Raw genomic sequence first — 23,742 nt, 5'->3', positions numbered from 1 at the left:
AGAGACCGGTTCATCGGTCGAGGGCGTCGCGCAGCAGTGCCTGCGCCGTCTCGGGGGCGGGCAGCCCGTCGGTGTCGCCGTGCGCGGCCACGACGCCGGCCGCGAGCCGGCTGCCGAGCCAGGCCGCCCCCGCGGGTGCCGCGCCGTGCAGCCGGGCGGCCAGGTAGCCGCCGCCGAACGCGTCACCTGCCCCGACCGGGTCCACCACGGTGGACGCCGCCGTCGGCAGGTGCGCCATCCCGGCGTCGGTGGCGTGGTAGCAGCCGTCGGGGCCGGCCTTGAGCACCGTCTCACGCACTCCGGCGGCCGTTGCGGCCCGGAAGATCGATTTCGGGTCGGCGGTGCCGAAGAGTGGCTCGGCCTCGTCCAGGCCGAGCAGCAGGACGTCGACATGCGGCAGCAGCGCGCGTGCCTCGGCGACCTGCCCTTCGAGGCCGCCCAGCGCGGGGCGCAGATTGGGGTCGAAGGCGACCATGGTCGTGGCCGCGCGGGCGCGGCGCAGCAGCGTGCGTACGGCTGTCCGGGGTCCTTCCCCCAGCGCCGAGGTGATGCCCGAGACCGCGACGAGCCGGGGCGGTTCCGCCAGCAGCCGGGCCACGTCGTCGCCGGTCATCGCGGACGCCGCCGAGCCCTTCCGGTAGTAGTGCACCCGCCGCAGCCCGTCGGGCCGGACGTCCTTGAGGAACAGGCCGGTCGGGCGCTGCGAGTCGACGGCGACGAGTGCGGTGTCGACGCCCAGTGACCGGGCGTGGTCGAGGACCCGGTCGCCGAGCGGGTCGTCACCGACCCTGCTGCAGAACCCGGCCCGCAGCCCGACCCGGGCGGCGGCGGCGCACAGGTTCAGTTCCGCGCCCGCCACGTGTACGCCGACCTGCGCGGCGGTGCGCAGGTCGGCGCCGTCGAAGGGCTGGAACAGCGCCATCGCCTCGCCGAAGCCGACGATGTCGAGCTGCCGGGTCACAGCCATCGTGCCCGCAGGTCGTCGCGCAGGAACGCGGCCGGCGACGCGATGGACAGGCCGCCGTCGACCGGAAGCACCGCGCCGGTGATGAAGCCGGCCCCGGCGAGGAAGTGCACGGCGGCGGCCACCTCGTGCGGCCGTCCGGTACGGCCCAGCGGGTATCCGGCCGTCGCCGCGGCCGAGCCGCCGTCGTCGATGAGGCCGGGAGCGACGGCGTTGACGCTGATCCCGCGCGGTCCGTATTCGAGGGCCAGCTGGCGTACCAGGCCTTCGAGCCCTGCCTTGGCCGCCGCGTAAGCGGGCACGCCCGGCGCGGCGAGCGTGGCGTTGACCGAGCTCACCGCCACGATCGCGCCGCCGCGGGGCAGGACCGGCAGCGCGGTGCGGCACACCGCGAACGCGGTGCCGAGCACCGCGTCCAGCGCGGCGTGCCACTGCGTGTCGGTGGTCGCGGTGATCGGCGCGACCGGCATGACCGCCGCCGCGAGGACCACGACGTCGAGTGATCCGGCGCGGTCGAGCACAGCCTGCACCGCGGCCCGTGCGCCCTCGGCGGTGGCGCAGTCGGCGATCAGGTCGGCGGGGGTGTGCAGGGAGACGCCGACGACGGTGTCACCCCCGGTGGTGAAGGCCGCACCGATGGCCTGCCCGATGGGTGAGCCGGAACCGACGACGAGCACCCCGCGGCCGGTCACGCCGGCAGCCCGAGGTCGGTGAGGATGTCGTCGAGCCAGGCGAGGGTGGCTGCGTCGGCGTCGACGGCGGGCGGGCGCACCGTGGCGGAGGCGATGATTCCCCGGCGTACCAGCACATGCTTGTGGATCGACCAGGCGATGCCCGGCTGCAGCCCGAACCGGATGAGCGGCAGCAGCCTGGTGAACGACGCGCGTGCCGCGGCGGCGTCCCCGGCCGACCACTGGTGCAGCACCGGTGCCAGCAGGTCGGGGAACTCGCAGGCGGGCATGGTGCCGACGGCGCCGCGGGCGTACTCCTCCAGCAGGAACAGCGCGTTCTGCCCACCGAGGGTGAGGAAGTCGTCGGCGGTGCCCTCGTGCACGGCGGCGACCTTCGGCGTGGTCGGCTGGGTCTCCACCTTGACCGACGTGACGCCGTCGATCTTGGACAGTTCGACGAGCAGTGAGACCGGCATGTTGACACCGGTCGGTCCGGGTGCGTCCTGCACCATGACCGGCAGTCCGCCCTCGGCGGCGACCGTGCCGTAGAAGTCGACCATCTGGGCGGGGCTGGGCTTGACCATGAACGGCGGTACCACCATGGCGACGCTGGCGCCGTTCGCGGCGGCGGCGCGCGTCTGCTCGACCGCGTCTCGGGTGCCGACGGCGGCGACGCCCGCCACGATCGGCAGCTGCGCCGGTGCGGCCGTGACGACGGTCTGCAGGATGCCCGCCCGCTCGGCCGTGGTCAGCGCGAACCCCTCACTGGCGAAGCCGAACACGGCCACCCCGTCCACCCCGGAGGCGACCTGGAACTCCACCAGTCGCCGCAGCGACGGCAGGTCGAGCGAGCCGTCGGGCTGGAAGGGGGTGGCCAGGACGGGGATCAGGCCACGTACGTCGGACGAGCGGGTCATGCTTCCTCCTGCAGGGTGCTGATGTCGACCTCGACGCCGAGGCCGGGTGACCGGGGTAGTGCGAAGGCCACCGGACCGCCGGTCAGCGGGCCGGTGAGGATCCGGTTGGCGACCGCCATGGTGGCGGGCTGGAACTCGAACGCCGGCATGTCGTCGACGGCGGCGCTGACGTGCAGGCCGGCGGCGACGGCGACACCGAGGCCGACGGAGTGGTGCGGGGCGACGGGCAGGTGGTGTGCGGCGGCGAGCGCGGCGATCTCCATCGCCTCGGTGATGCCGGTGCGTCCCACATCGGGCTGGCACAGGTCCACGGCGCGGGCGTGCAGCCATTCCCGGAACTCGTAGCGGTTGCGCATCGCCTCGCCGACGGCGACCGGGGTGCTCAGCGCGGCGGCGAGTTCGCGGTGCGCGGTCACGTCCTCGGGCACCAGGGGTGCTTCGAGGAACCAGGCGCCGCGTTCGTCGAGGGCGCGGCCGAGCCGCAGCGCGTCGCCGAGGGAGTAGGCCCAGTGTGCGTCGACCGCGACCCGCAGGTCGGGGTGCGCGGCCTGGACGGCGTCGAAGGTGGCGAGGTCGGCGGTGACGCCGTGGCCCAGGTGCAGCTTGATGGCGCGTACGCCGCCGTCGGTCCACTGCCGCGCCAGGGCCGCGCGTTCGGCGTCGGTGGGTTTGGCCAGTCCGGAGACGTAGGTCGGGATCTCGTCGCGGAAGGCTCCGCCCAGCAGCGCGTGCACGGGTGCGCCGTGTGCCTTGCCGGCGAGGTCCCACAGTGCGATGTCGACCGCGGCCAGGGCGTCGGCCTGGTGTCCGGTGAGGTGGCCGCGTTCGCGCATCAGCCCGGTGAGTGTGGCCCACAGCGGCCGTACACGGCGGGGGTCGCGGCCGATGAGCACGGGTGCGAGCAGCCGGTCGACGACGGCCTGCGCGATCTCGGGTGCGACGGGCGCGAGTGCCTCGCCCCAGCCGTAGGTGCCGTCGTCGCAGGTGATCCGGACCAGCAGCGACTCGAACCGGTCGGAGTAGAGGCTGCGCCACGGCGGTCGCAGGTAGTAGGCGTCGCCGGGTGCCGCGTCGGCCGGCCGTGCGCCCAGATAGGCCTCCGGTGGGCGCAGCTTGACGACATAGGACTCAACGGCCGTTACTTTCACAAGGTGCTCCCGCTCACTGATTGACGCCTTGCAACATACGGGATACCTTGCCGTATCGCGCAAGCAACTTCCAGAGGGGCTTTCTCACATGGCTTCGGATACAAGCGGCAACCAGAGCGTCGAGCGAGCGCTCGGTGTGCTGCGGGTCTTCACGGCCGGGCGCGCCGAGCTGCGCGTCTCCGATGTGGCCAGTGCGGTCGGACTCACCCTGTCGACCGCGTCGCGGCTGCTGGCGACCCTGGAGGCGGCCGGCTTCGTGGACCGCGACCCGGTGAGCGGCCTCTACCGGCTGGGCCTGGACATGGTGTCCTTCGGCGGGGCGGTGCTCAACAGCCACCCGGTGCACCGCGAGGCCCGCCAGGTCGCCCAGAACCTCGCCGCCGAGCTGGGGCTGGGCGCCAACGTCGCCATCCGCCGCGGCGACGAGCTGTTCTACCTGCTCAACTTCGAGGGCCGGCAGGCGCCGCGGCCGTTCACGCTCGCCGGACAGCGCAACCCGCTGCACAGCACCGGACTCGGCAAGGCCCTGCTCAGCGGGCTCAGCCCGACCGAGCGCCGGGTGCTGCTGGAGGACCTGCCCGGATACACACCGCGCACGCTGACCACCCACGAGGCACTGGACGAGGCGATCGCCCAGGCTGTCGCCCGCGGTTACGCCAGCGAGATCGAGGAGCTGGCCCTCGGCCGGGCCTGCGTCGCCGCCCCGATCCGCGACGCGTCCGGCGCCGTCGTCGCCGCGCTGTCGGTGTCGGGCCCGCTGTCTGCAATCGACTTGCAGAATCGGGAGGCGATGCTCGCCAGCGCGGTCATCGAAGCCGCCGACTCCATCAGCATGGGCCTGGGCTACCACGGCCCGGCCCGGGCTCCGTCCCAGCAGGCGTACGCGGAGGTCTGGCAGTCATGACGCCGCTGCCCACGACCGAACGCCGTCCGCTGTCCGACCGCACGTTCGGCTTCCTGCTGACCCTGCCCGCCCTGGTGCTGTTCGGCGCGATCGTGTTCTACCCGCTCGTCGGGTCGCTGACCACGAGCCTGTTCGAGCAGAGCCTGGTGCAGCCGGGCCGGGAGTTCGTCGGGCTGGACAACTTCCGCGCGGTGCTCGACGACCAGTTCTGGCCCGTGCTGTGGAACACCCTCGTCTTCACCGGGCTCGGCACGATCGCGCCGTTCCTCATCGGCTTCGCCCTGGCGCTGGCGCTCAACACCAGGCTGCCCGGACGGGCGCTGCTGCGCGGGGCGTTCCTGTTCCCGTGGGTCATCCCGGGCGTCGTCGTCTCCTTCGCCTGGCTGTGGATCTTCAACGCCAACTACGGGCTGCTCAACGGCATCCTGTTCCGGCTGGGACTGATCGCCGAGCCGGTGAGCTGGCTGGGCGACCCCGACACGGCCATGTACGCCGTCATCGTCGCCAAGACCTGGGCCAGCTTCCCCTGGATCATGGTCATGCTGCTGGCCGGCCTGCAGACGGTGCCCGGCGTGCTGCACGAGGCCGCCGGCATGGACGGCGCCGGCGTGCTGCGGCGGTTCTGGCACGTCACCCTGCCGCACCTGCGCGGGATCATCGGCATCGTGATCCTGCTGGAGATCATCTGGAACTTCCAGCACTTCGACACGATCTACGTGCTCACCGGCGGCGGCCCGGCCGGGGCCACCACCACCTTCGCCGTCGCCGTCTACGACACCGCGTTCAAGGGCTTCGACCTGGGCCGGGCGGGTGCGCTCGGCGCGCTCTGGCTGGTGCTGCTGCTCGTACTGGTCGTCGTCTACGTCCGGTTCGCCGAACGGGAGGAGCAATCGTGACCGCCACCGCCCACGCCCCGGCGCGGACCGCCACCACCCCCGCGCCTGCGGCCACGCCGCGCAGGCGCAAGCCCGGCAACCTGGGCGCCGCCGCGACCGTCGCCGTGATCGGCGTGTTCGCCTTCGGCCCCGTGTACTGGCTGCTCGTCACGGCGTTCACGCCCAACGACGACGTGTTCCGGTTCCCGCCGCGCCTGTGGCCCGAGCACTTCACCCTGGAGCACTTCGCCAACCTCGCCGACAACGCGGTCCTCGGCCGCTACCTCGTCAACAGCCTGATCGTCTCCACGCTCACCGCGGTGCTCACCGTGCTGGTGTCGGCCTACACGGCGTACTCGTTCAGCAAGTTCCGCTACCGGGGGCGCCGGTCGCTGATGTCGCTGATCCTCGCCTCGCAGATGTTCCCGCAGGCGCTGCTGCTGATCACCCTCTACCTCGTGTTCAGCGCCTACGGACTGCTCAACTCCTATCTGGCGCTGATCCTGTCCTTCACCACCTTCACGCTGCCGCTGTGCGTGTGGATGCTCAAAGGCTTCTTCGACACGATCCCCAACGAGCTGCTCGAAGCGGCCAAGGTCGACGGCGCCGGACAGGGCGCCGTCATCCACCGCATCCTGCTGCCGGTGTCCCTGCCCGGCCTGGTCGCCACCGGCCTGTTCGCGTTCATCCGGGGCTGGAACGACTTCATCTTCGCCCTCACCCTCGCCGGGCCCGCCAAGCAGACCCTGCCGCCCGGCCTGGTCAACACCTACCTCGGCGAGTTCCAGGCCGCCTGGCCCGACCTCATGGCCGCCTCGCTCGTGGTGTCCCTGCCCGTCGTCATCGGATTCGTCGTCCTGCAGCGCTACCTCGTCGCCGGTCTGACCAGCGGCGCGGTCAAGGGCTGAAAACACCCCTCCCACCACACCTCCTGGAGAACAACGATGTCTCTGTCACCGATGAACCGCCGCGGCGCGCTCAAGCTCCTCGGCCTCGCCGCCGGTGCCGGCGCCCTGGCCGCCTGCGCCCCGTCCAGCGGTCCCGCCACCACCTCCGGCGACCCCCTCGCCGACAACGGGGTCAAGGACTTCAACTTCACCGCCTGGTCGCTCAACGAGGCCTCCACCAAGGACGCGCTGACGGGCCTGGTCGACACCTACTCCGGCGCCTCCGGTGGCAAGATCACCACGGCGTCGTACCCCTACAACGACTACCTCAACCAGCTCCTGCTGCAGGTGCAGGGCGGCAGCCTCAGCGGGGTCGTGCAGCTCGACGTCGCCTGGCTGACCACCCTGGCCGCCACCGGCAAGCTCGTCGACCTCGGCCCCCTGGTCGACAAGGGCGGCTACACCGACGCGGCCATCGGCATCGGCAAGGCCGCCGGCAAGCAGTACGGCCTGCCGTGGACGTCGGCCGGTATCGGCCTCATCGGCAACTCCGAGCTGCTCGGCAAGGCCGGCATCACCGCCGCGCCCAAGACCGTCGACGAGTTCGAGCAGGCCCTGCGGGCGCTCAAGGGTCTCGGCGGCGGCGTCGTGCCGTGGGCCGCGATGACCAAGGTCGACCAGCTCAAGGACTTCATCGCCTGGATGTGGACGTTCGGCTCGCCGGTGGTCGAGGGCGGGAAGATCGTCGTCGGCGACGACGCCAGCGTCGAGGCGCTGACCTGGTACAAGAAGCTCTACGACGAGAAGCTGATCGCGGCCGACGTCAACCGCTTCGACGCCCGCGCCCTGTTCTCGCAGGGCAAGGTCGGCTTCTACGAGGACGCCATCGGCGGGCGCGGCGCGGTCACCAAGACCGCCGCTGACAAGGAACTCGGTGCCAAGCTCATGCCGATCTCCCGCCCGGTCAAGGCGTCCGGCGGCACCCCGCGCCACCTCGCCTGGGGCCACGCCCTCGCCGTCCTGCAGGGCGACGGGTCCGCCGCCGCCGCGAAGTTCGCCTCCACCCTCACCAGCGACCCGGCGTACACCGCGAAGTGGTTCAAGGGCGCGGGCCTGCCGCCGACCACCAAGGCCGGGCTCGCCGCCGCCGACGTCACCGCCGACGCGTACGTCACCGCGTTCACCGGCACCATCGGCGCCAACACCACGCCCGACCCGTTCTGGATCTATCCGAAGTTCGCCCAGATCGAGACCGCCCTGGCCAACGGTGTGCAGTCCGCGCTCATCGGCAAGGCATCCCCGAAGGAGGCTCTCGCCACGGCGAAGTCCCAGATGGACGCCCTGACCTCATGACCGTCAACGGCGGCCTCGGCCGAGTGATAGCCATCATCAGGCTGCCGTCCGCCACGGACGCGGTCCGCGTCGGCGAGATCATCGCCGGCGCGGGCCTCACCGCGGTCGAGATCACCCTGACCACACCCGGCGCGCTCGACGCGGTCACCGCACTGCGCGCCGCCCTGCCGCCGGAATGCCTCGTCGGCGCGGGCAGCGTCCGCACCCCGCAGCAGGCACTGTCGGCACGCGACGCCGGGGCCCAGTTCCTCGTCACCCCGACGCTGCGGCCGCCCGTCCTGGCCGCCACCGACCTGCCGGTGATGTGCGGGGCGTTCAGCCCCACCGAGATCGAGACCGCGGCCGAGGCGGGCGCGGCACTGGTCAAGGTTTTCCCCGCCGGGGCGATGGGTCCCGGCTATGTACGTGAACTGCTCGCCCCCATGCCGGAGCTGAAGCTCGCCCCCACCGGCGGCGTCACCCCCGACCTGGTGGCGCCCTACGCGGCAGCCGGTGCGGTCGCGGTCGGCGTCGGCAGTGCCCTCGTCAGCACATCCGTCGTCGCCGCCGCCGACTGGCCCGAACTGCGCCACCGTGCCCACGCCTTCGCCACCGCCGCGGCGGCGGCCTGGCCCACCTGACCCATCGGAAAAGCGAGGCGCTGCGATGCGATTCATGCGGATCGGACCAGCGGGCCGGGAACGGCCCGCCCTGCTCGACGGGCGCGGCACCGCATTCGACCTGTCGGCGCTGACCTCGGACGTCGACGGCCGCTTCCTCGACGACGGCGGAGTCGACCGTGCCGCACGTGCCCTCGCCGCCGGGGAACTGCCCGTGCTCGACCTCGCGGGGCAGCGGGTCGGCGCGCCGGTGGCCCGGCCCGGCAAGGTCGTCTGCGTCGGGCCCAACTTCCGCAAGCCGGGGTTGCAGACCTGGCCTGACGAACCGGCGCTGTTCCTCAAGGCGTCGAACACGGTCGTGGGGCCCGACGACGAGGTGCTGCTGCCGCGCGGCGGCACCGCGGTGGACTGGGAGGTCGAACTCGCCGTCGTCATCGGCGCCACCGCCCGCTACCTGGACTCCCCGGCCGACGCGAAGGCCGTGATCGGCGGCTACGCCATCTCCCACGACGTCTCCGAGCGCGTCTTCCAGCACGAGCGCGGCGGCACCTGGGACAAGGGCAAATGCTGCGAGACCTTCAACCCGCTCGGCCCGTGGCTGGTCACCCCCGACGCCGTCGGCGACGTGAACGACCTGGGCATGCGGCTGTGGGTCGACGGGCAACTGCGCCAGAACGGCACCACCGCCGACATGATCTTCGACGTGGCGTACCTGGTCTGGCACGTCAGCCAGTTCATGGTCCTCGAACCCGGCGACGTGATCAACACAGGTACGCCGCCCGGCTGTGCCATCGGGCTGCCCGACCGGCCCTACCTGCGCGCCGGTCAGGTCGTCGAGGTCGAGATCGACGGCCTGGGCCGCCAGCGCCAGCTCGTCGGCCAGGCCTGAGGGAGGGCGGATGCGCGACACGATCGAAGCCGTGGCGGCGCGCACGCTCGACCACGACTTCCGGATCTGGGGCTTCGGCGAGGGAATGGCCCTGCTCGGGCTACTGCGCGCCGGAGCACGCTACGACCGTCCGCAGTGGATCGGCGCGGTCGCGGACCTGACCGCACCCGCACTCGGCCCGCAGGCGCAGCCGACCGACCACCTCATCCCGGTCGAGGTGCTCGTCGAACTGCACCGGCTGCGCCCGGCCATCCGGGTCGACGCGGCGATCGCCAGGTTCGTCGCCGCGGTCTGGCACGACAGCGCACCGCTGCCGGTCCACCGTCCCGACCTGCCCGACCTCGGTGACACCGCCTGGGTCGACTGCATGCACACCGACGCCCCCGGGCTCCTGCTCGCCGGGCACCCGGACGCGGCCGCCGCCGCGATGACCCTGGCCTGCGACCGGCTACAGGACACGACCGGGCTGTTCAGCCACTCCTTCAACACCGGCCCGGCCCGCGCGAACGCCGTCCACTGGGGACGCGGCCAGGGCTGGGCGCTGCACGGCCTCGTCCCACTCGGACCAGCCGACCCCGGCCGCGATACCGCCTACCGCGCCCTGCGGCAGCGGACGTCGCGCCTGCTCGACGCGCTGGCCCGGCACGAGGTCGACGGCCGGTGGCGCACGATCGTCGACGACCCGGCGGCCCCGTTCGAACACAGCGTGTCCGCGCTCGTGGCGGCCGGGATCCACCACGGACTGCGTACCCGCATGGTGGACCCGAGCCGGCGTGCCCTCGCCGACCGGAGCCTGCGCGCGGCCGTGGCCGCCCTCGACGGGCACGGCGGGCTGCCGGTCTCGGCAGCCACCCCGGCCGGCCCGCCCGACATCTACCTGCACCGCACCACCGGCGTCTTCCCATGGGGCCAGGGCCCGCTCCTGCTCGCGCTCCTCGACGCCGCCGTGCCCCGCTGAGTCCCGGCACGGCCAGCCCACCCGCTCCCACCCCGCCCGTCCCCACCCCGGAGGCGTCATGTCCCTGCCACGCCGCGACGTACTGAAACTCCTCGGCGCAGGCTGCGCCGGTGCACTCCTGCCCCTGTCCCTGCCCGCCGACGACGCGCAAGCACTGACCCCCGGCCACGCCCACACCGCCGGCCAGACCGACATCGCCCTCGACGGCATCTGGAAGTTCGCCACCGACCCCGGCCGCACCGGCGAGGCCAACGGCTACGCCGGAACCGGCCTCAACGACGCCGCCTGGGCCGAGCAGCTCGTCCCCGGCAACTGGGACGTCCACGACACCTACGCCAACCACCGCGGCCTGGCCTGGTACCGCGAGCGCGTGCCCAGCCCCGCCCACACCGCCGGGCAGGTGGTGCGGCTGCGCTTCGAGGCCCTGTACTACCAGGCGAAGGTCTGGTTCAACGGGACGCTGCTGGGCGAGCACAAGGGCGGCTACACGGCGTTCGAGTACGACGTGACCGCCCAGCTCGCCACCACCGGCGACAATACGATCGCCGTCGCGGTCGACAACACCTACTCCGTCGGCGCCTGGTGGCCCTGGGGCGGATTCAGCCGCTCGGTCGCGTTCACGGTCAACGACGCGGTCCGTGTGGAACGCCAGCACGTCATCACCACGGTGACGCTCGCCGGGCCGTCGGCGCAGCTCAAGAACTGGGTCACCGTCACCAACCGGTCCGCGTCCGCGCAGACGGTGACGCTGTCCGGCGCGGTCACCAACGCGGGCGGGCAGCCGCTGGCCGGGGTCACCGTGCCCAGCGTGCAGGTGAACGTGCCCGCGGGTGGCAGCGCGGAAGGGCTGCTCACCGTGAACCTGCCCGCCGGCAGCTTCGCCCTGTGGGGCCTGGACCAGCCGAACCTCTACACGTTCACCACCACGGCGAAGGTCGGCGGCACCGTGCGCCACGCGCTGGCCGACCGGTTCGGGCTGCGTACCGTGCAGGTCCAGGGCACGTCGCTGCTGCTCAACGGCGAGCCGGTACGCCTCAACGGCTACAACCGGGTCGGCGACGACCGGATCGTCGGGGCCACCGAGCCGACCTACCTGATCCGCCGGGACCTGGACCGGATGAAGGCGTCCGGCGCGAACCTGACCCGCATCCACCACGTGCCGCAGGCCCCCGAGCTACTCGACTACGCCGACGAGCGCGGGTTGCTGATCATCGAGGAGATCCCGGTCTGGGGCAGCGGCGCGAACCTCAATCCCGCGGACCCGGTGACGGTCGGGCAGCTCACCGACATGATCCGCCGCGACTACAACCACCCGTCGGTCATCGCCTGGTCGGTGGCGAACGAGATCCAGGGCGCGAGCGCGGCCGGGCGGACCTACGTGCGCGACATCATCGCGCACGCCCGGACCACCCTGGACAGCACCCGCCTGTACACCTACGTCTCCAACAGCTTCGGCGCGGCCGCCACCGGCGCCGACGAGGCGCTGCAGTACACGGACTTCGCCTGCATCAACATGTACGGCGGCTTCGCCTCCGGGGCCGACCACGCGCACAGCCTCTACCCGACGAAACCGATCTTCGTCAGCGAGTACAGCTCCGACACGTTCACCTTTCCGATCAGCCGCGAGGACGTGGACTTCACGACGACCTCCGCGGCTGCGGCGACCGTGTTCACCAGCCGGCCCTGGCTGATCGGCTCGTCGCACTGGACCTTCAACGACTACCGCAGCAACTTCGGCGGCACCTCGGCCAACCAGGTCCGCGGCTGGGGCATCCAGAACGTGTGGGGCCGGCTCAAGCGGGCCTACCCGCAGCTGCAGGCGACCAACGCGCCGATCAGGTCGCTGACCGTCACCACCTCCGCGGGTTCCGGCGCACGGCTGAGCCTGCTCACGCTCACCCCGCGCGGCACCCTCGCCACCGACGCGCCCGCCCACATCCTGCGCGGCTACCGGCTCGCCTGGCAGGTCACCGACGCGGCCGGGAAGGTCCTCGACGGCCGCCTGATCGACCTGCCCGACATCGCGCCCGGAGCCGCCCCGGTGCAGGTCGGCGTCGGCTGGACCGACCCCGGCACGGCCGTCGGGCAGCGGCTGACCCTGCTCAGCCCGCTCGGCTACGAGATGGCCGTGGCCACCGCCGACCTGCGGCCCCCGGCCACGCCGAGCGGCGTCTCCGCGGTCGCCGCCGACGGCGCGCTGCGGGTCGCCTTCACCCCGGTCGACGGGGCCGTCGGCTACCGGGCCACCGCGACCGCCGGATCCACCGTGGTCACCTCCGCCGACACCGCCAACCCGTTCGCCGACCTGACCGGGCTGGTCAACGGCACCGCGTACCAGGTGACCGTGACCGCCCGCAACGGGTCCGGCAGCTCCGCGCCGTCCGCGCCCGTCACCGTCACACCAGCCGCCGCCGCGCTCGGGCTTCCGCCGCGCTGGCAGGACCTCGCGCCGATCCCCGGCGGCCTCGTCGCGGGATTCATGACCGTGCCGAACGCGGTCAACTACCAGGTCGAGGTGAGCACCGGCGGCAGCGTGGTCCGCGACTACCTGACCACGCTGAAGGCGTCCACCAGGATCGAGGGCCTGGCCGGGGGAGTGCCGCACAGCGTACGGATCCGCGCCCGCACCGCCTCCGCGCTACTGACGGCCTGGTCGGAGCCCCGCACCGCGATGCCCCGGACGGCACCTGCCACGCCGACCGTGCACGGCGTGCTGCGCGGCGACGACACCCTCGGCGTGCGCCTCACCCCCGACCGCTACGCCGAGCGGCACGAGGTCGCCATCACCGGCGGCGCCACCCACCTCATCGAGGCCGCGGCGGTCGACCTGCTGACCGTGCCGGGACTACAGGCCGACCGCGACTACCAGCTCGCCGTACGCACCCAGACCGCCACCGGCTGGTCGCCGCCGAAGACGGTCACCGCGCGCACCCAGCCCGCCGCGACCGGCACCGTGCCCGCCGCCCCGACCGGGCTGACCAGCAGCACCAGCGCCGGTCAGACCACGCTGACCTGGTCGGCGGTCGCCGGGGCCGAGGGCTACCTCGTCACCGTCGACGAATGCGGCGCGGAGACTCCACTCGCCACCGTGGCAGGAGTCAACCAGCTGCCGCTCGGCGCCACGGCTGCGGCGGCCGGGCGCACCCACCGGGTCCGCGCCGTCAGCCCCGGCGGGATCAGCGCACCGTCAGCCGCCTACCTCGTACCCGGCACACCCGGCCCGCGCCAGGTCATGCTCACCGTGACCGCCACCGCGCCGAACTGCTCCGGCACCGTCGGCTACACCGAGACCGGCGCCTGGTCGGCGAGCGCCCTGACCGGCGTCGACGGCACCCCGAGCCGCTACACCGACGCCGCCGGGGCCGGCGCGACCTGGCGGCCCACGCTGGCCGCCGCCGCGAACTACCGGGTCGAGATCTGGGTCCCGGCCAACACCGGCAGCACCACCGCCGCCCGGTACGCCGTCACCCACACCGGCGGCACCGCCACCGTCACGGTCAACCAGGTGACCCAGGCCGGTGCCTGGACCACCCTGGGTACCTGGGCGATGGCCGCCGGCGCGGGCCGGGTCGTGTCGACGTACAGCGGCGGCTTCCTGCGCAGCAACGCGATCCGCCTCACCCCGGTGGCATGACGATGAAGGTCATCTCCGTCGAGGCCTTCGCGCTGCTCGCCGAGCCGATCGGCGAGCGCTACTGGGGCGCCCGCGCCTGGAGCAGCAGCGGCGCGGCGCTGGGCACCTATCCGGTCCAGGCCCGCCGCCGCTACGCCTACTCCGCGACCATCGACACCGTCCTGGTACGGGTCGAGACCGCCGACGGCGTGGTCGGCTGGGGCGAGTGCAAAGCGCCCGTGGCCGCCAAGGTCACCGCCGCCCTCGTCACCGAACTGCTGGCACCGCTGGTCGTCGGTACCTCCGTCGACGAGATCACGGTGACCTGGGAGCGGATGTACGCCGCGATGCGGGTGCGCGGCCACGACTCCGGTTTCTGGCTGGAGGCGATCGCCGGAGTCGACATCGCACTGTGGGACGCCTGGGGACGCACCCTCGGCCAGCCCGTGCACCGGCTGCTCGGCGGCGCGTTCCGCACGGCCGTGCCCGTGTACGCCTCGGGCATCCCCGCCGCGCCGACCGGCTCCGGCGACGCGGGCCTGGCCGGGGTCCGCCAGACCGCGCAGCGGCTGCGCGACGCCGGCTGGACCGCCGCGAAGGTCGCCATCGGCGTGACACCCGAACGCGACCTGGCCTCGGTCGCCGAGGTCGCGGCGATCCTGCCGACCGTCCACGCCGACGCCGCCGGGCAGTACGACCTCCGCCAAGCCCTGTACGTCGGCCGCGGCCTGCAGGAACTCGGCGTCGGCTTCTTCGAGATGCCGGTGCCCCCCGAACAGCTCGACGACTACCGCACCCTCGCCGCCCGGCTAGACCTGCCGCTGGCCCTGGACTCGCTGGCCAACCGGCACCGGGCGCTGGAGTTCCTGCGCGCGGGCGCACTGCACGTCCTGCAACCGGACGTGTGCCGGGCCGGCGGGATCACCGAGACGATGCGGATCGCCGCGCTCGCCGACGCCTTCGGCGCGCAGGCCACCCCGCACGTGAGCATCGGCTCGGCAGTGCATTTCGCGGCGAGCCTGCAGTGCGCCGCCGCGATGCCGAACCTGGAGGTCATGGAGCACTGGGTCGGCGAGAACCCGCTCGCCGCCGTCGCCCCCGACCTCGACACACCCCTGCCCGGGCCGGACGGGCCGATGGTGCGCACCGTGCCCACCGCACCCGGCCTCGGCATCACCGTCGACGAACCGACGGTACGCAGGATGGCCGGACGTTCTGCCGACCTCACCGACAACCGCATCCATCAAGGTAGGACCTGATCCTGCGCCGGTCCGTGGGGAGGGCCGCCACGTCGTCCGCGGTCGAAGCGCGGGTTGTGCTCCTGACGTGGCGGCCACCGGCGGTGCCGACCGCCGCGAGTAGATGATCTTCGTCTGGTACGGTGCACCACCATGACGGCGGAGCAGGCGGTCCGGGAGCTCATCGACCGGGTGTGGAACGGCGGGCACACCGACGAGCTGGAGCGCTCCTACGCGGACCCGTTCGACCACGGCGGCAGGCCCGACACCGTCGCCGGACTACGTCAGTGGCACGCCGCCGAAGCGGTCACCTGGGCCGACACCCGATATGAAGTGACGTCGCTGGTCAGTGACGGTGAGCAGGTCGCCGTGCGATGGCGGGCGACCGCTCGCCAGGTGGGCGCCTGGGGACCCGTGCCGCCCACGGGCAAGACGATCACGTGGGACGGGGTGCACTTCTTCGCGGTACGTGACGGACGTGTCATCGCCATGTGGGCCATGGCCGACGTTTTCGCCAAGGCCTTGCAGCTCGGCGTTACCATGACGCCACCCGAGGCCTGACCGCTCCGCAGCCTCGCCTGCCCGGCATCGCGCGTTCATGGACAACCCAGGTCCGCGCTGGCAAGATCGCTGCCGATGAACGGCCAGGATCAGTGGGTTGACCACGAGCAGCTGACAACGCACGCGCGGCGAGTGGTTGCCGCCGCGGCTGCGACAACGTGGATGTCCGGCGAGCGTGCCGACCCGGCCGAAGCCGCTCTCCAGACTGCCCTCGCCGAGCTGGCCGAACTGCTCGGCATCTCCGACGGTTCGGGGGACGACCCCGCAGAACAAGTGCCGGAGGAGGTGACTCTGGATCTTCTCTACGGCGCTGCCGCGACTCTCCACGACGAGGGCTATCGGGTGTCGCTGCTCATCGACCTGCTTCCCCATCTCACCGCCGCCCAGTTGCGGGAGGTCGTGGCGCTGCTGCCGGAGCTCGCCGATTATCCGCGTCGCCGATTGGTCGCGGCGCTGGCCGGACGCCTCGACGCCGAACAGGTCGAGGCCGTGTTCGGCTCGGTGATGACGATGCAGACGCGTGACGATTTCGTCAACGCGCTTGCGGCACTGCTACCGCAGCTGGCGCAGTCACAGCGCGACATCGCCGTATCCAGGGCACTGCGTCAACTGACCGGGCATCCGCACCGTGTCAACGAGTTCCTCGTGGCGCTCGCACCGAACCTGACTGGGCCGGAGCTGGCTGCGGCGTTGGAACGATTCGCGGCGGCGACGCCACCATCGGAGCGTACGACGACGTTGACCTGGATCGCCGCATACCTGACGCCAGACCAGCGCAACGACGCGCTGGACCTCGTCCTGGCACGGCAAGACGGCAATGGCGTCGCTATCGGCCTTGGCACGCTGGCGGCGCATCTGGATGCCGACCAGCTCCAAAGAGCTCTGGCAGTGGCAGCCGTGCGCCCCGATTCCGGCCACCGGGCGCGCGCTTTGACCGGACTGATCCCGCACCTGCCCGAAGGGCGACGCCCGGCGGCCATTGCTGACGCGGTCAGGGCTGTCCTGGCCGCAGGTTCCCGCAACTCGATCAGCAACATCGCGCTGCCCGACCTTCTGCCCCAGCTGGGACCTGATCAAATCCAGCTGGTCCTCGACATGGTCCAGGCGCAACAACACGAACTACGACGTGGCTGGCACCTCGAAGTCCTGGCCCCGTACCTGACCCCGGCACAACTGAGGCAGGCATTCGAGGTCGCCGCCTCGGCCACCAACCCGACCGACCGCTATGCCGCGCTGGCGGCGATCATCCCGCAGCTCGGGCCCGACGTGCGCGAGGCCGCGGTCGACCTGGCCATCACCGCACTGCGGTCACACGACGGATGGGCCGGACTCGACCCTCTCGTGGCTGCCATGATGACCCCGCGACAGCGCGACACGACACTCGGCATCGCGGCAAGCCGGGTCGATTACGCGAACATCGTGACCGGGCTGGCCGCCCACCTCGACCCCGCCCAGCTCGACCGCGCGCTTACCGTCGGTCTCGACGCCGTCGACGAGGAACAGCACCTCGCCATCCTCGTCGCCCTGGCGCCCTATCTCGAGCACGACCGCCTCCACACTGCGTTGTCGGCTCTGGAGGCCGCACCGGATCCGTACGTGCGTGCCGACGCCCTGCGCCTCGCCGCCGCCCAGATGCCGGCCGTCACCCGGCCCGCTGCCGCCGGCGCCGCCCTGCGGGCCGCCGGCCAGATAGCCGACCCCGACGACCGGGCACTCGCACTCACCCGACTCGCCGACCTTGTCACACCCGATGAGCGTCGGACCGTGCTGGCACACGCCTATACGGCTGCCATGGCGGTCGACGAGGAGTTCTACCGCCTGATGCGGCTCGTAGACCTCGTTCCGGCATGCTTGACGTCGGCGCCTACAGCCCCGACCGCGCGAACGCAGATGGACTGAGCGACGCGCATCTCTCACCATCGGTTCGGGCGGAAGCCGCGCAACGATGTTGGCGATGGCGTGAGTCGCCAGTGTTCGACATGATCAGGTATTCGTCACGTCGGCGAAGCCTGGAGGGTGGCTGATGGGGTTCTGGGGCACATTCGTGGTCCATCGCGATCAACGGTTGCTCGCGGACTTGCTGCCCGACGTTGCCGCGGAGGCAGACCTCGGGCTCTGCTACGACGGGGTGTCCGGCGGTTGGCAGGTGACACGCGTCCATGCCGGATACGATGAGCTGCCGCCGGGATTCCTGGCGGAGCTGCGGGATTTGACCGCAGCGCCGGTGCTGGCCGCTGACGTGATGGACAGCGACGCGGCGCTGGTGACTGCGCTCGGCCTGGATGCACCCGGTTGGCAGGCTTGGTTGCAGCTCGATGGGGCCATCGGGCACCTCGAACCTCCACCTTCCCCCTTCACCGAGGACGGCACGTACCTCGGCGACGGTTGGTGCGATCCCGACTACGAACGGCACGCGGACGAGGTCAGGGCAAGGATTCTGGCTGAGACGCCCGGCGGAACAGTTGCAGCGGCAGCGGCGATCGGGTGGGCGCACGAGGCCGGCCTGCAGCCGGGCACCCTAGAGGACGTGACAGCGGCTCTTCAGGGTCATGAGGTCTTCGTCGAGGACCTGTTCTACCTGCTGATCAACCGCCTTGGTATCGCTACCGACGAGGTCGAGTTGCCGGAACGACTGTCGGTCCACGAGCACTTGCTGGGGCTGCTCGGGCGCAAGCTGACCGCGATCGCTGTGACCGCGCACCAGCCCGTACGCGGTGAGCAGCTCGTCTTCGACGACATGTTCGACATCTGTCTATGTTTCGAAGGCGCGCCAACAGTGACCGCGTGCGCCTGCGGCGGGGAGTTCTCGTTGGCTCGCCAGCCGGACGACGACCGCACGGGGATCTGCGAACAGCACGGTGACGCATCAACGCCGCAGGCGCTCGCGGCTGCCGTAGGGCGTCAGTTGACAGACGCCGCCGTCATCAGCGGCCGATACGTGCCGACTCATGCTGGCGTGGTGCTGCGCTTCGGCGACCAGGACTGTTTCATCGCGGCCATCGACGGCCAGTGGACCGTCGTCGAGGGCTCGACACCCCCACCTGAACTGATGGAGGCAATCGGGCCAGACAGACACAACGAGCTGCACATCAGGTCCTGGCTGGCCGACTGATCTTGCATGCAGGCGGTTCGCGTCTTCCCTGTGTCAGTTCGAGGAGGGCTGCTCCGCCAGTACGTCGGTGGCGTGTCCCGCGCGCACCTGCTCGGCGACAGGCGCTGCCACGCGGTCGAGCATCTGCAGCGCCAGGCTGCCGCGCTGTCCCCAGGCGGTCTGGCCGGTGTTCTGTCTGCCGCTGATCGCCCAGGTTCGGAGTTCGGCCACGGCCGAGTCCGGTGTCCGGTCGCCGCCCAGGTGCGCCCAGGCCACCGCGGCCGCCCACCTCAGGTGAGCGTCGGCGCCGGAGAGGTTGGCGTCGAGCAGGTCCGTCACCGGCTGCGCGGGGGCGCCGCCGAGCAGCCCGAGAGCGACCAGGGCCGCTTCCGCGAGCTGCGCCGGTTGCCGGTCGTCCGAGGCGACGGCGATCAGGCCGGGGCGGATGGCTGCGCCTTCCTCCGGAAACCAGGCCAGCGCGTGGATCGCTTCGCCGGCCACCTCGGCGTCCAGGTCGGTCAGACAGGCCAGGAGCGTCGGGACACCGGCCCGGACCGCGTCGTACGCGGCCAGTTCGTGCCGGGTTTCGAGCAGGCGCCGCTCGGGCTTGGTCAGCGGGATCGGCTGCCGCTGCCCGGTGGCGACGACGTCGTACCAGGCCTTCATCGCCTGTGACCAGCTCCGCCAGGTCTGGTCGGGCACCTGGGCCACGGCCTCGCGCAGCGAGGTGATCGGGAAGCCGGTTGCCACGTGGTGGTGCCCGTATCCGACGGCGAGGTCGGCCAGCAGGTGGATGACCTCGTGCCGGTCCGGCGTGCTCGGGTCGGCCGCCAGCTCCAGCAGGAACGGGACGGCGTGCGCGCTGGCCTCGTAGCGGCTGCCCTGGTGGTAGATGTTGCCGTACAACTCGTACAGCGCCTCCTGGCGCACCTCGGCGTCAGGTGACCGCAGGGCGCGGATGAGGTCGGGCACGTCCTCGGCGCTTCCGTAGGCGTGCGTCAGAGACGCCCAGTCGATGCTGTTCAGATCGCGTGGCACGGGCCGGATTCTGCACGACGCGAGCGCGGCGCGGGTACCCCGTGCCTTCGGAGGTTCGGGAGTCCACGCACACCATCGCCCCGATGGCGGCCAGATATGTCCGAATAAATGTGATCACGCCGACGGGCGACTCCGGCACGGCCGCCCGGATCTACGAACTGGAGGCGTACGCGAGCTGACGCGATCGCGCCAGGGTGCCCGACCCGGCACCCTGCCGCGGGCTGCGGAAATCGTTACGTCTCGGGGCGATGCGGCGGCGCGAGGCATGGCACACTAGGTCGCCACTCGCCCCTGACCTGGAGTTTTGATGTCGTACACCCCTGATCCGTACGGTCCCGCCGACCCGTCCGCACCGGCAGGCGGATACCTGCCGCCGCAGTCGGCATTCGTGCAGGCGGGCGGCGATCCGTACAACGACCCGCTGGTCGCGCCCCCGCACGCCGGGGTGGGCGGGTGGTTCAACCGCATCGGCGGCGTGTTCCGGCACAGCTGGCGCTCGACCCTGACCATCATCGCGCTGACCCAGCTCCTGCCCGCGATCGTCCTCGGCGTCGGAGGGCTCTTCGTCGGGGTGTACGTCGGCCTGGAGGCCTTCCAGACGGACCCGGCCAACGGCACGGTCGACATCGACCCCGCGGTGCTCCTCCCCCTCCTCGGCGCAGGGCTGGCCGTCATCCTCGCGCTCTACGTCGTGCAGCTGGCCGGATACGCCGCCGCGACCCACTCGGTCACCCGGCAGGCCGCCGGGACGCCGGCGAGCCTCGGCGAGTCGCTCGGTTACGGCTTCCGCCGCAGCCTCGGCCTGTTCGGCTGGTACATCCCGGTCGCCCTCATGATCGCGGTGGGCGCGCTCGCCTGCCTGCTGCCCGGCTTCTACTTCATCGCCGCGACCGCCCTGGTCGGCCCGATCTTCCTGTATGAGCGGATCAATCCGATCGGCCGTTCGTTCAAGATGCTCCACAACAGCGGTGGCCGGGTGCTCGGCCGGCTCGCCCTGATCCTGCTGATCACCATCGGCGGCGGCTTCGCGGTGAGCGCCGTACAGGCCGTCATCGAGCTGGCCGTCAACGGCGTCAGTTCCGAGGCGTTCGGCCCGACGGCCAACGGCGTGGCGCTGATCACCGTGGGTGCCATCGTGTCGACCGTGATCGGCACGGTCATCCAGCTGCCAGTGACGATGTTCCAGTTCGCCGGCATCCTGCTGGCCTACACCGAGCAGCGGGGCTACGAAGGCGCGACGACCGCGCACCTCAACGCCGAACTGCGCTGACCGGTAGCGCTGCCGTCGCGAAGGCGGCCTCCGCAACCGTGGAGGCCGCCTTGCCTGCCGCCAGGGCGACGAGCCGGGCGTGGGCGTACTCGTGGATCACCGCGTGCTCGTACACCGCACGCGGCACGTCCAGGCCGCTGTCCACCCGCACCACCACCCCGCCCGGCCGCCAGCGCAGGAACGTGTCGTCACCGGTCAGCTCCGCCAGCACCGTCAGCAGCGACTCGTCCAGCCGCATCGAATGCACCGCGCGCCGGTACTCCTCCGGGGTCAGGCACAGCGCGAACGGGATGTTCATCAGGCACAGCGCGGTCTGGATGTCCAGGCGCAGCAGCCGCCGCAGCCCAGGCGACGCGTCGACCGGGGGCAGCGCCAGCATCGAGAAGTCCAGCGGCCCGCGCGGCCCCGGCCGCCCGGCGCCCAGCGCGATCAGCACGTCGTACACGTTGACGTCGTGCTCGATCACCGCCCTGTCACCGAGCCCGGCGAGCGTGGTGGGGCGCAGCCCCGGTTCGGTCACCCCGACCACGCCGCTGTTGCGGGCGATGAACGCCAGCAGGTTCGTCTCGATGAGGAAGTGCCGGATCAGCAGCTCACCGGCCCGCGGTGAGACGAACCGGCGCAGGAACCACACGCACAACCGGTCCATCGTCGTATGCGCCGAGAACGTCCACGGCAGCAGCCCCTTGACCACCCGGATCAGCCACACCGCCACCCGCGACACGATCCGGGCCGGCGGGTACAGCCAGCGACGGGTCCACTGCCGCTGGTCGGCCACCACCATCCGCAGCACGTCACGGTCGATCGGCACGGTCGGATCGGCCATGATCGCCGTCCACACGGTGGGGCCGTTCACGCGTCCACCTCGGCCAGCTGCATCGCGTACAGCCGCGCGACCACCTCGGCGGTGCGCACCACCCGGGCCGCGGCCGCCCGGTCCGGGACCGCCTCACGCAGCAGGTGCGCCAGCTCGGCGAAGTGCGCGTCGTCGGCCTCGCCGTGGTAGCTCAGGAAGCTCACCTGGTCCTCGCGCAGGTCCAGCTGCTCGCGCAGCGCGCGGGCCCAGCCCAGCACCAGCCCGGCGCCCAGCCCTTCGATGACGAACATCGCGCCCAGCAGGTCCACCGGGTCCGGCTGGCTCGCCTGGTGGAACACGTACGCCGACAGCGCCTCCGACCCGATGTTCTTGCGCGCACCCCGGATCTGCTCCAAACTGCCGCCGACCGCGCAGAAGTCGCGCTCGAGCAGCTGGTAGTCGCGGTGCTCCTCGGCCGCATGCTTGATCGCCGCGCTGCGCAGCGCGAACATCTCGACGGAGAAGTTCGACGCGGCCCGGCTGATCCAGCGCCCGCCCTCGACGACCTGCTGGCGCAGGTGCACCAGCAGCCGCCGGTAGTCGTCGAGCGTCGCCGTGCCGGTGTCGATCCGGCGCACCAGCGGGGTGGCCCGCACCTGCCGCTCGAACGCCTCCCACACCCGGGCCAGCTCCAGCACCGTCCACCGCACCAGCTCGCCGTCGCCGTCCTGCGCCACCAGCGGCGACGGGGTCCCGGAAAACTCCGCGGACTGCTCCGCCGCGCCCGCGGCCGCCGCGGCGACCCGCACCGGACCGCCCATCCGAGCCGGTGCCGCGGTGCCGCCCACGCCGTCCGCCTCACCGGCGGCGACACACGTGAGCTGTGCAAACGCGAGCGAGTAGCGGCCAGACTCCGGCACGATCAGCAGAATCCGCTCGCCGGGGGTGAACCGGCCCGACCGCCACGCCTCCTCCAGCATCACGAAGATGCTGGCGGCCCCCGTATTGCCGCGCGTGTGCAGGTTCGTGAACCAGCGCTGTTCGTCGATCATTAGGTCCGCCTCCCGCAACAGCCCGAAGATCTCGCCGCGGAAATGCTCGGCACTGTAGTGGCACAGCACGTGGTCGATGCCGTCCGGCGTGAACCGGCCCGCCCGCACCAGCCCCATGTATTCGCGCAACCCCAGCCGGAACAGCGCGGGCAGCGACTTCACGTCCTGGCGCAGCCGCACCAGCCCGGCCCGCTCGGCCGTCGCCACATCGGGTCCGTCCAGCCACGTCCGCCCGGCCACCGGCTCGCCGCCCGCCGACATGCACACCGGCCGCTCCCCGGCATACGACACCAGGTGCATCCAGTCCAGGCGCAGGCTCAGCCCGTCCGGGCGCGGGCGCGGCTCCAGCACCACCGCGCCCGCCCCGTCCGACAGCGTCCAGCGCAGGAACTCGGCGTCGAAACTCGCCCGGTCACCCTCGTACCGGCTCTGCCGCAGCGAACGGCTGACCAGCTCTGAGCCGACCACCACCGCCGCGTCGTGCTCACCCAGCCGCACCGCGCGAGCCGCGGCTGACAGCGCCGCCATGCTCGACGCGCACACCCCGCCCGCCGACAGCACCTCCATCGGCGGGCCGCCCAGCCGGCCGTGCACCATCGAGCCGAATCCCGGCACCAGCAGATCGCCCTGGGTGGTGCCGGCGGCCAGCATGCCGACCGACTCCAGCGGCAGGTCCCGGTCCTTCAACGCCTCCTGCACCGCGGCGGCGGCCAGCTCCTCGTTGAGCATCGTGACCGCGCCGTGCTCGTCCAGCGCGTAGTGCCGGGTCCGGATGCCGTTGGCGGCCAGCACCCGGGCCCGCAGGCCCGCGCCGCGTGCGCCCGCGCCGAGCCGCTGCGCGATCTGCTCGGCGTCCAGGGGCTCGCCGGGCAGGTATGCGCCGAACCCGGTCAGGTACACGTTCGGGAAAGCAGTCAT

General features: G+C 72.0%; 20 protein-coding genes. 13 read left to right on the top strand and 7 right to left on the bottom strand.

Annotated features, from left to right (window positions below; all coding sequences use genetic code 11):
- Positions 1-10 precede the first annotated feature (10 nt).
- The 4 genes from FLL47_RS24170 to FLL47_RS24155 are packed head-to-tail and all read right to left on the bottom strand — an operon-like array spanning position 11 to position 3,700.
- Positions 11-961, bottom strand: coding sequence for a sugar kinase (locus FLL47_RS24170; RefSeq protein WP_186315881.1), 951 nt, complete (start codon positions 959-961; stop codon positions 11-13).
- Positions 958-1,656 (bottom strand): SDR family NAD(P)-dependent oxidoreductase, encoded by a 699-nt coding sequence (locus tag FLL47_RS24165; RefSeq protein ID WP_144122847.1) that lies wholly within the window; start codon positions 1,654-1,656, stop codon positions 958-960. Before FLL47_RS24165 ends, FLL47_RS24170 begins: the two co-directional genes overlap by 4 nt.
- Entirely contained in the window at positions 1,653-2,552 is a 900-nt protein-coding gene (locus FLL47_RS24160) for a dihydrodipicolinate synthase family protein (protein ID WP_144122846.1), read from the bottom strand. The genes FLL47_RS24165 and FLL47_RS24160 overlap by 4 nt, the downstream gene beginning before the upstream one ends.
- The gene (locus FLL47_RS24155; protein ID WP_144122845.1) at positions 2,549-3,700 is read right to left on the bottom strand and encodes a mandelate racemase/muconate lactonizing enzyme family protein; all 1,152 of its coding nucleotides are present in this window, start codon (positions 3,698-3,700) and stop codon (positions 2,549-2,551) included. Before FLL47_RS24155 ends, FLL47_RS24160 begins: the two co-directional genes overlap by 4 nt.
- Positions 3,701-3,788: 88 nt before the next feature.
- On the opposite strand from FLL47_RS24155, the gene FLL47_RS24150 reads away from it, so the two are divergent.
- The 12 genes from FLL47_RS24150 to FLL47_RS24095 all read left to right on the top strand — a co-directional run bounded on the left by FLL47_RS24150 (position 3,789) and on the right by FLL47_RS24095 (position 18,689).
- Positions 3,789-4,604 (top strand): IclR family transcriptional regulator, encoded by an 816-nt coding sequence (locus FLL47_RS24150; protein WP_144122844.1) that lies wholly within the window; start codon positions 3,789-3,791, stop codon positions 4,602-4,604.
- Positions 4,601-5,500 (top strand): carbohydrate ABC transporter permease, encoded by a 900-nt coding sequence (locus tag FLL47_RS24145; protein WP_144122843.1) that lies wholly within the window; start codon positions 4,601-4,603, stop codon positions 5,498-5,500. Before FLL47_RS24150 ends, FLL47_RS24145 begins: the two co-directional genes overlap by 4 nt.
- Positions 5,497-6,387, top strand: a complete 891-nt coding sequence (locus FLL47_RS24140) for a carbohydrate ABC transporter permease (protein ID WP_246158518.1) — start codon at positions 5,497-5,499, stop codon at positions 6,385-6,387. The genes FLL47_RS24145 and FLL47_RS24140 overlap by 4 nt, the downstream gene beginning before the upstream one ends.
- Before the next feature lie 36 nt (positions 6,388-6,423).
- Positions 6,424-7,719, top strand: a complete 1,296-nt coding sequence (locus FLL47_RS24135; protein WP_144122842.1) for an extracellular solute-binding protein — start codon at positions 6,424-6,426, stop codon at positions 7,717-7,719.
- Positions 7,716-8,339, top strand: a complete 624-nt coding sequence (locus FLL47_RS24130) for a bifunctional 4-hydroxy-2-oxoglutarate aldolase/2-dehydro-3-deoxy-phosphogluconate aldolase (RefSeq protein ID WP_144122841.1) — start codon at positions 7,716-7,718, stop codon at positions 8,337-8,339. The genes FLL47_RS24135 and FLL47_RS24130 overlap by 4 nt, the downstream gene beginning before the upstream one ends.
- A gap of 34 nt (positions 8,340-8,373) precedes the next feature.
- Positions 8,374-9,207 carry a fumarylacetoacetate hydrolase family protein gene (locus FLL47_RS24125; protein WP_342780349.1) on the top strand — a complete coding sequence of 278 codons (834 nt, stop codon included), beginning with the start codon at positions 8,374-8,376 and terminating at the stop codon, positions 9,205-9,207.
- Positions 9,208-9,217: 10 nt separating this feature from the next.
- Positions 9,218-10,165: a glycoside hydrolase family 88 protein gene (locus FLL47_RS24120; RefSeq protein WP_144122839.1), complete on the top strand. Its 948-nt coding sequence runs from the start codon at positions 9,218-9,220 to the stop codon at positions 10,163-10,165.
- Positions 10,166-10,223: 58 nt separating this feature from the next.
- The gene (locus FLL47_RS24115) at positions 10,224-13,799 is read left to right on the top strand and encodes a glycoside hydrolase family 2 TIM barrel-domain containing protein (protein WP_144122838.1); all 3,576 of its coding nucleotides are present in this window, start codon (positions 10,224-10,226) and stop codon (positions 13,797-13,799) included.
- On the top strand, positions 13,796-15,037 hold the full coding sequence (locus FLL47_RS24110) for a mandelate racemase/muconate lactonizing enzyme family protein (protein ID WP_144122837.1): 1,242 nt from the start codon (positions 13,796-13,798) through the stop codon (positions 15,035-15,037). The genes FLL47_RS24115 and FLL47_RS24110 overlap by 4 nt, the downstream gene beginning before the upstream one ends.
- 132 nt (positions 15,038-15,169) lie before the next feature.
- Positions 15,170-15,577: an ester cyclase gene (locus tag FLL47_RS24105; protein ID WP_144122836.1), complete on the top strand. Its 408-nt coding sequence runs from the start codon at positions 15,170-15,172 to the stop codon at positions 15,575-15,577.
- A 75-nt stretch (positions 15,578-15,652) separates the two neighbouring features.
- Complete coding sequence (locus FLL47_RS24100) at positions 15,653-17,476, top strand: hypothetical protein (protein WP_144122835.1); 1,824 nt, start codon at positions 15,653-15,655, stop codon at positions 17,474-17,476.
- 124 nt (positions 17,477-17,600) lie between these two features.
- The gene (locus tag FLL47_RS24095; protein WP_144122834.1) at positions 17,601-18,689 is read left to right on the top strand and encodes a hypothetical protein; all 1,089 of its coding nucleotides are present in this window, start codon (positions 17,601-17,603) and stop codon (positions 18,687-18,689) included.
- 33 nt (positions 18,690-18,722) lie between these two features.
- Here the strand turns inward: FLL47_RS24095 and FLL47_RS24090 are convergent, their stop codons facing one another.
- On the bottom strand, positions 18,723-19,706 hold the full coding sequence (locus FLL47_RS24090; RefSeq protein ID WP_144122833.1) for a HEAT repeat domain-containing protein: 984 nt from the start codon (positions 19,704-19,706) through the stop codon (positions 18,723-18,725).
- Positions 19,707-20,013: 307 nt separating this feature from the next.
- Here FLL47_RS24090 and FLL47_RS24085 point away from each other — a divergent pair, with 307 nt between their 5' ends.
- Complete coding sequence (locus FLL47_RS24085) at positions 20,014-20,976, top strand: hypothetical protein (protein ID WP_144122832.1); 963 nt, start codon at positions 20,014-20,016, stop codon at positions 20,974-20,976.
- Here the strand turns inward: FLL47_RS24085 and FLL47_RS24080 are convergent.
- Both FLL47_RS24080 and FLL47_RS24075 read right to left on the bottom strand, forming a co-directional pair.
- The gene (locus FLL47_RS24080) at positions 20,957-21,832 is read right to left on the bottom strand and encodes a DUF6999 family protein (RefSeq protein WP_186315880.1); all 876 of its coding nucleotides are present in this window, start codon (positions 21,830-21,832) and stop codon (positions 20,957-20,959) included. The genes FLL47_RS24085 and FLL47_RS24080 overlap by 20 nt on opposite strands.
- Positions 21,829-23,742, bottom strand: coding sequence for a 3-oxoacyl-[acyl-carrier-protein] synthase III C-terminal domain-containing protein (locus FLL47_RS24075; protein WP_144122831.1), 1,914 nt, complete (start codon positions 23,740-23,742; stop codon positions 21,829-21,831). The genes FLL47_RS24080 and FLL47_RS24075 overlap by 4 nt, the downstream gene beginning before the upstream one ends.

Source organism: Catellatospora sichuanensis (genome assembly GCF_007483665.1).
Taxonomy (GTDB): domain Bacteria; phylum Actinomycetota; class Actinomycetes; order Mycobacteriales; family Micromonosporaceae; genus Catellatospora; species Catellatospora sichuanensis.
The sequence above is the reverse complement of the archived record's forward strand: the minus strand, read 5'-3'. Positions and strand labels throughout refer to the sequence as shown.

Excerpts from the sequence above, each read along its gene's own strand:
- FLL47_RS24145 (WP_144122843.1), top strand. The coding sequence starts at position 4,601 with ATGACGCCGCTGCCCACGACCGAACGCCGTCCGCTGTCCGACCGCACG.
- FLL47_RS24110 (WP_144122837.1), top strand. The coding sequence starts at position 13,796 with ATGACGATGAAGGTCATCTCCGTCGAGGCCTTCGCGCTGCTCGCCGAG.
- FLL47_RS24160 (WP_144122846.1), bottom strand. The coding sequence starts at position 2,552 with ATGACCCGCTCGTCCGACGTACGTGGCCTGATCCCCGTCCTGGCCACC.
- FLL47_RS24130 (WP_144122841.1), top strand. The coding sequence starts at position 7,716 with ATGACCGTCAACGGCGGCCTCGGCCGAGTGATAGCCATCATCAGGCTG.
- FLL47_RS24095 (WP_144122834.1), top strand. The coding sequence starts at position 17,601 with ATGGGGTTCTGGGGCACATTCGTGGTCCATCGCGATCAACGGTTGCTC.
- FLL47_RS24125 (WP_342780349.1), top strand. The coding sequence starts at position 8,374 with ATGCGGATCGGACCAGCGGGCCGGGAACGGCCCGCCCTGCTCGACGGG.
- FLL47_RS24075 (WP_144122831.1), bottom strand. The coding sequence starts at position 23,742 with ATGACTGCTTTCCCGAACGTGTACCTGACCGGGTTCGGCGCATACCTG.
- FLL47_RS24150 (WP_144122844.1), top strand. The coding sequence starts at position 3,789 with ATGGCTTCGGATACAAGCGGCAACCAGAGCGTCGAGCGAGCGCTCGGT.
- FLL47_RS24135 (WP_144122842.1), top strand. The coding sequence starts at position 6,424 with ATGTCTCTGTCACCGATGAACCGCCGCGGCGCGCTCAAGCTCCTCGGC.
- FLL47_RS24105 (WP_144122836.1), top strand. The coding sequence starts at position 15,170 with ATGACGGCGGAGCAGGCGGTCCGGGAGCTCATCGACCGGGTGTGGAAC.
- FLL47_RS24085 (WP_144122832.1), top strand. The coding sequence starts at position 20,014 with ATGTCGTACACCCCTGATCCGTACGGTCCCGCCGACCCGTCCGCACCG.
- FLL47_RS24120 (WP_144122839.1), top strand. The coding sequence starts at position 9,218 with ATGCGCGACACGATCGAAGCCGTGGCGGCGCGCACGCTCGACCACGAC.
- FLL47_RS24100 (WP_144122835.1), top strand. The coding sequence starts at position 15,653 with ATGAACGGCCAGGATCAGTGGGTTGACCACGAGCAGCTGACAACGCAC.
- FLL47_RS24115 (WP_144122838.1), top strand. The coding sequence starts at position 10,224 with ATGTCCCTGCCACGCCGCGACGTACTGAAACTCCTCGGCGCAGGCTGC.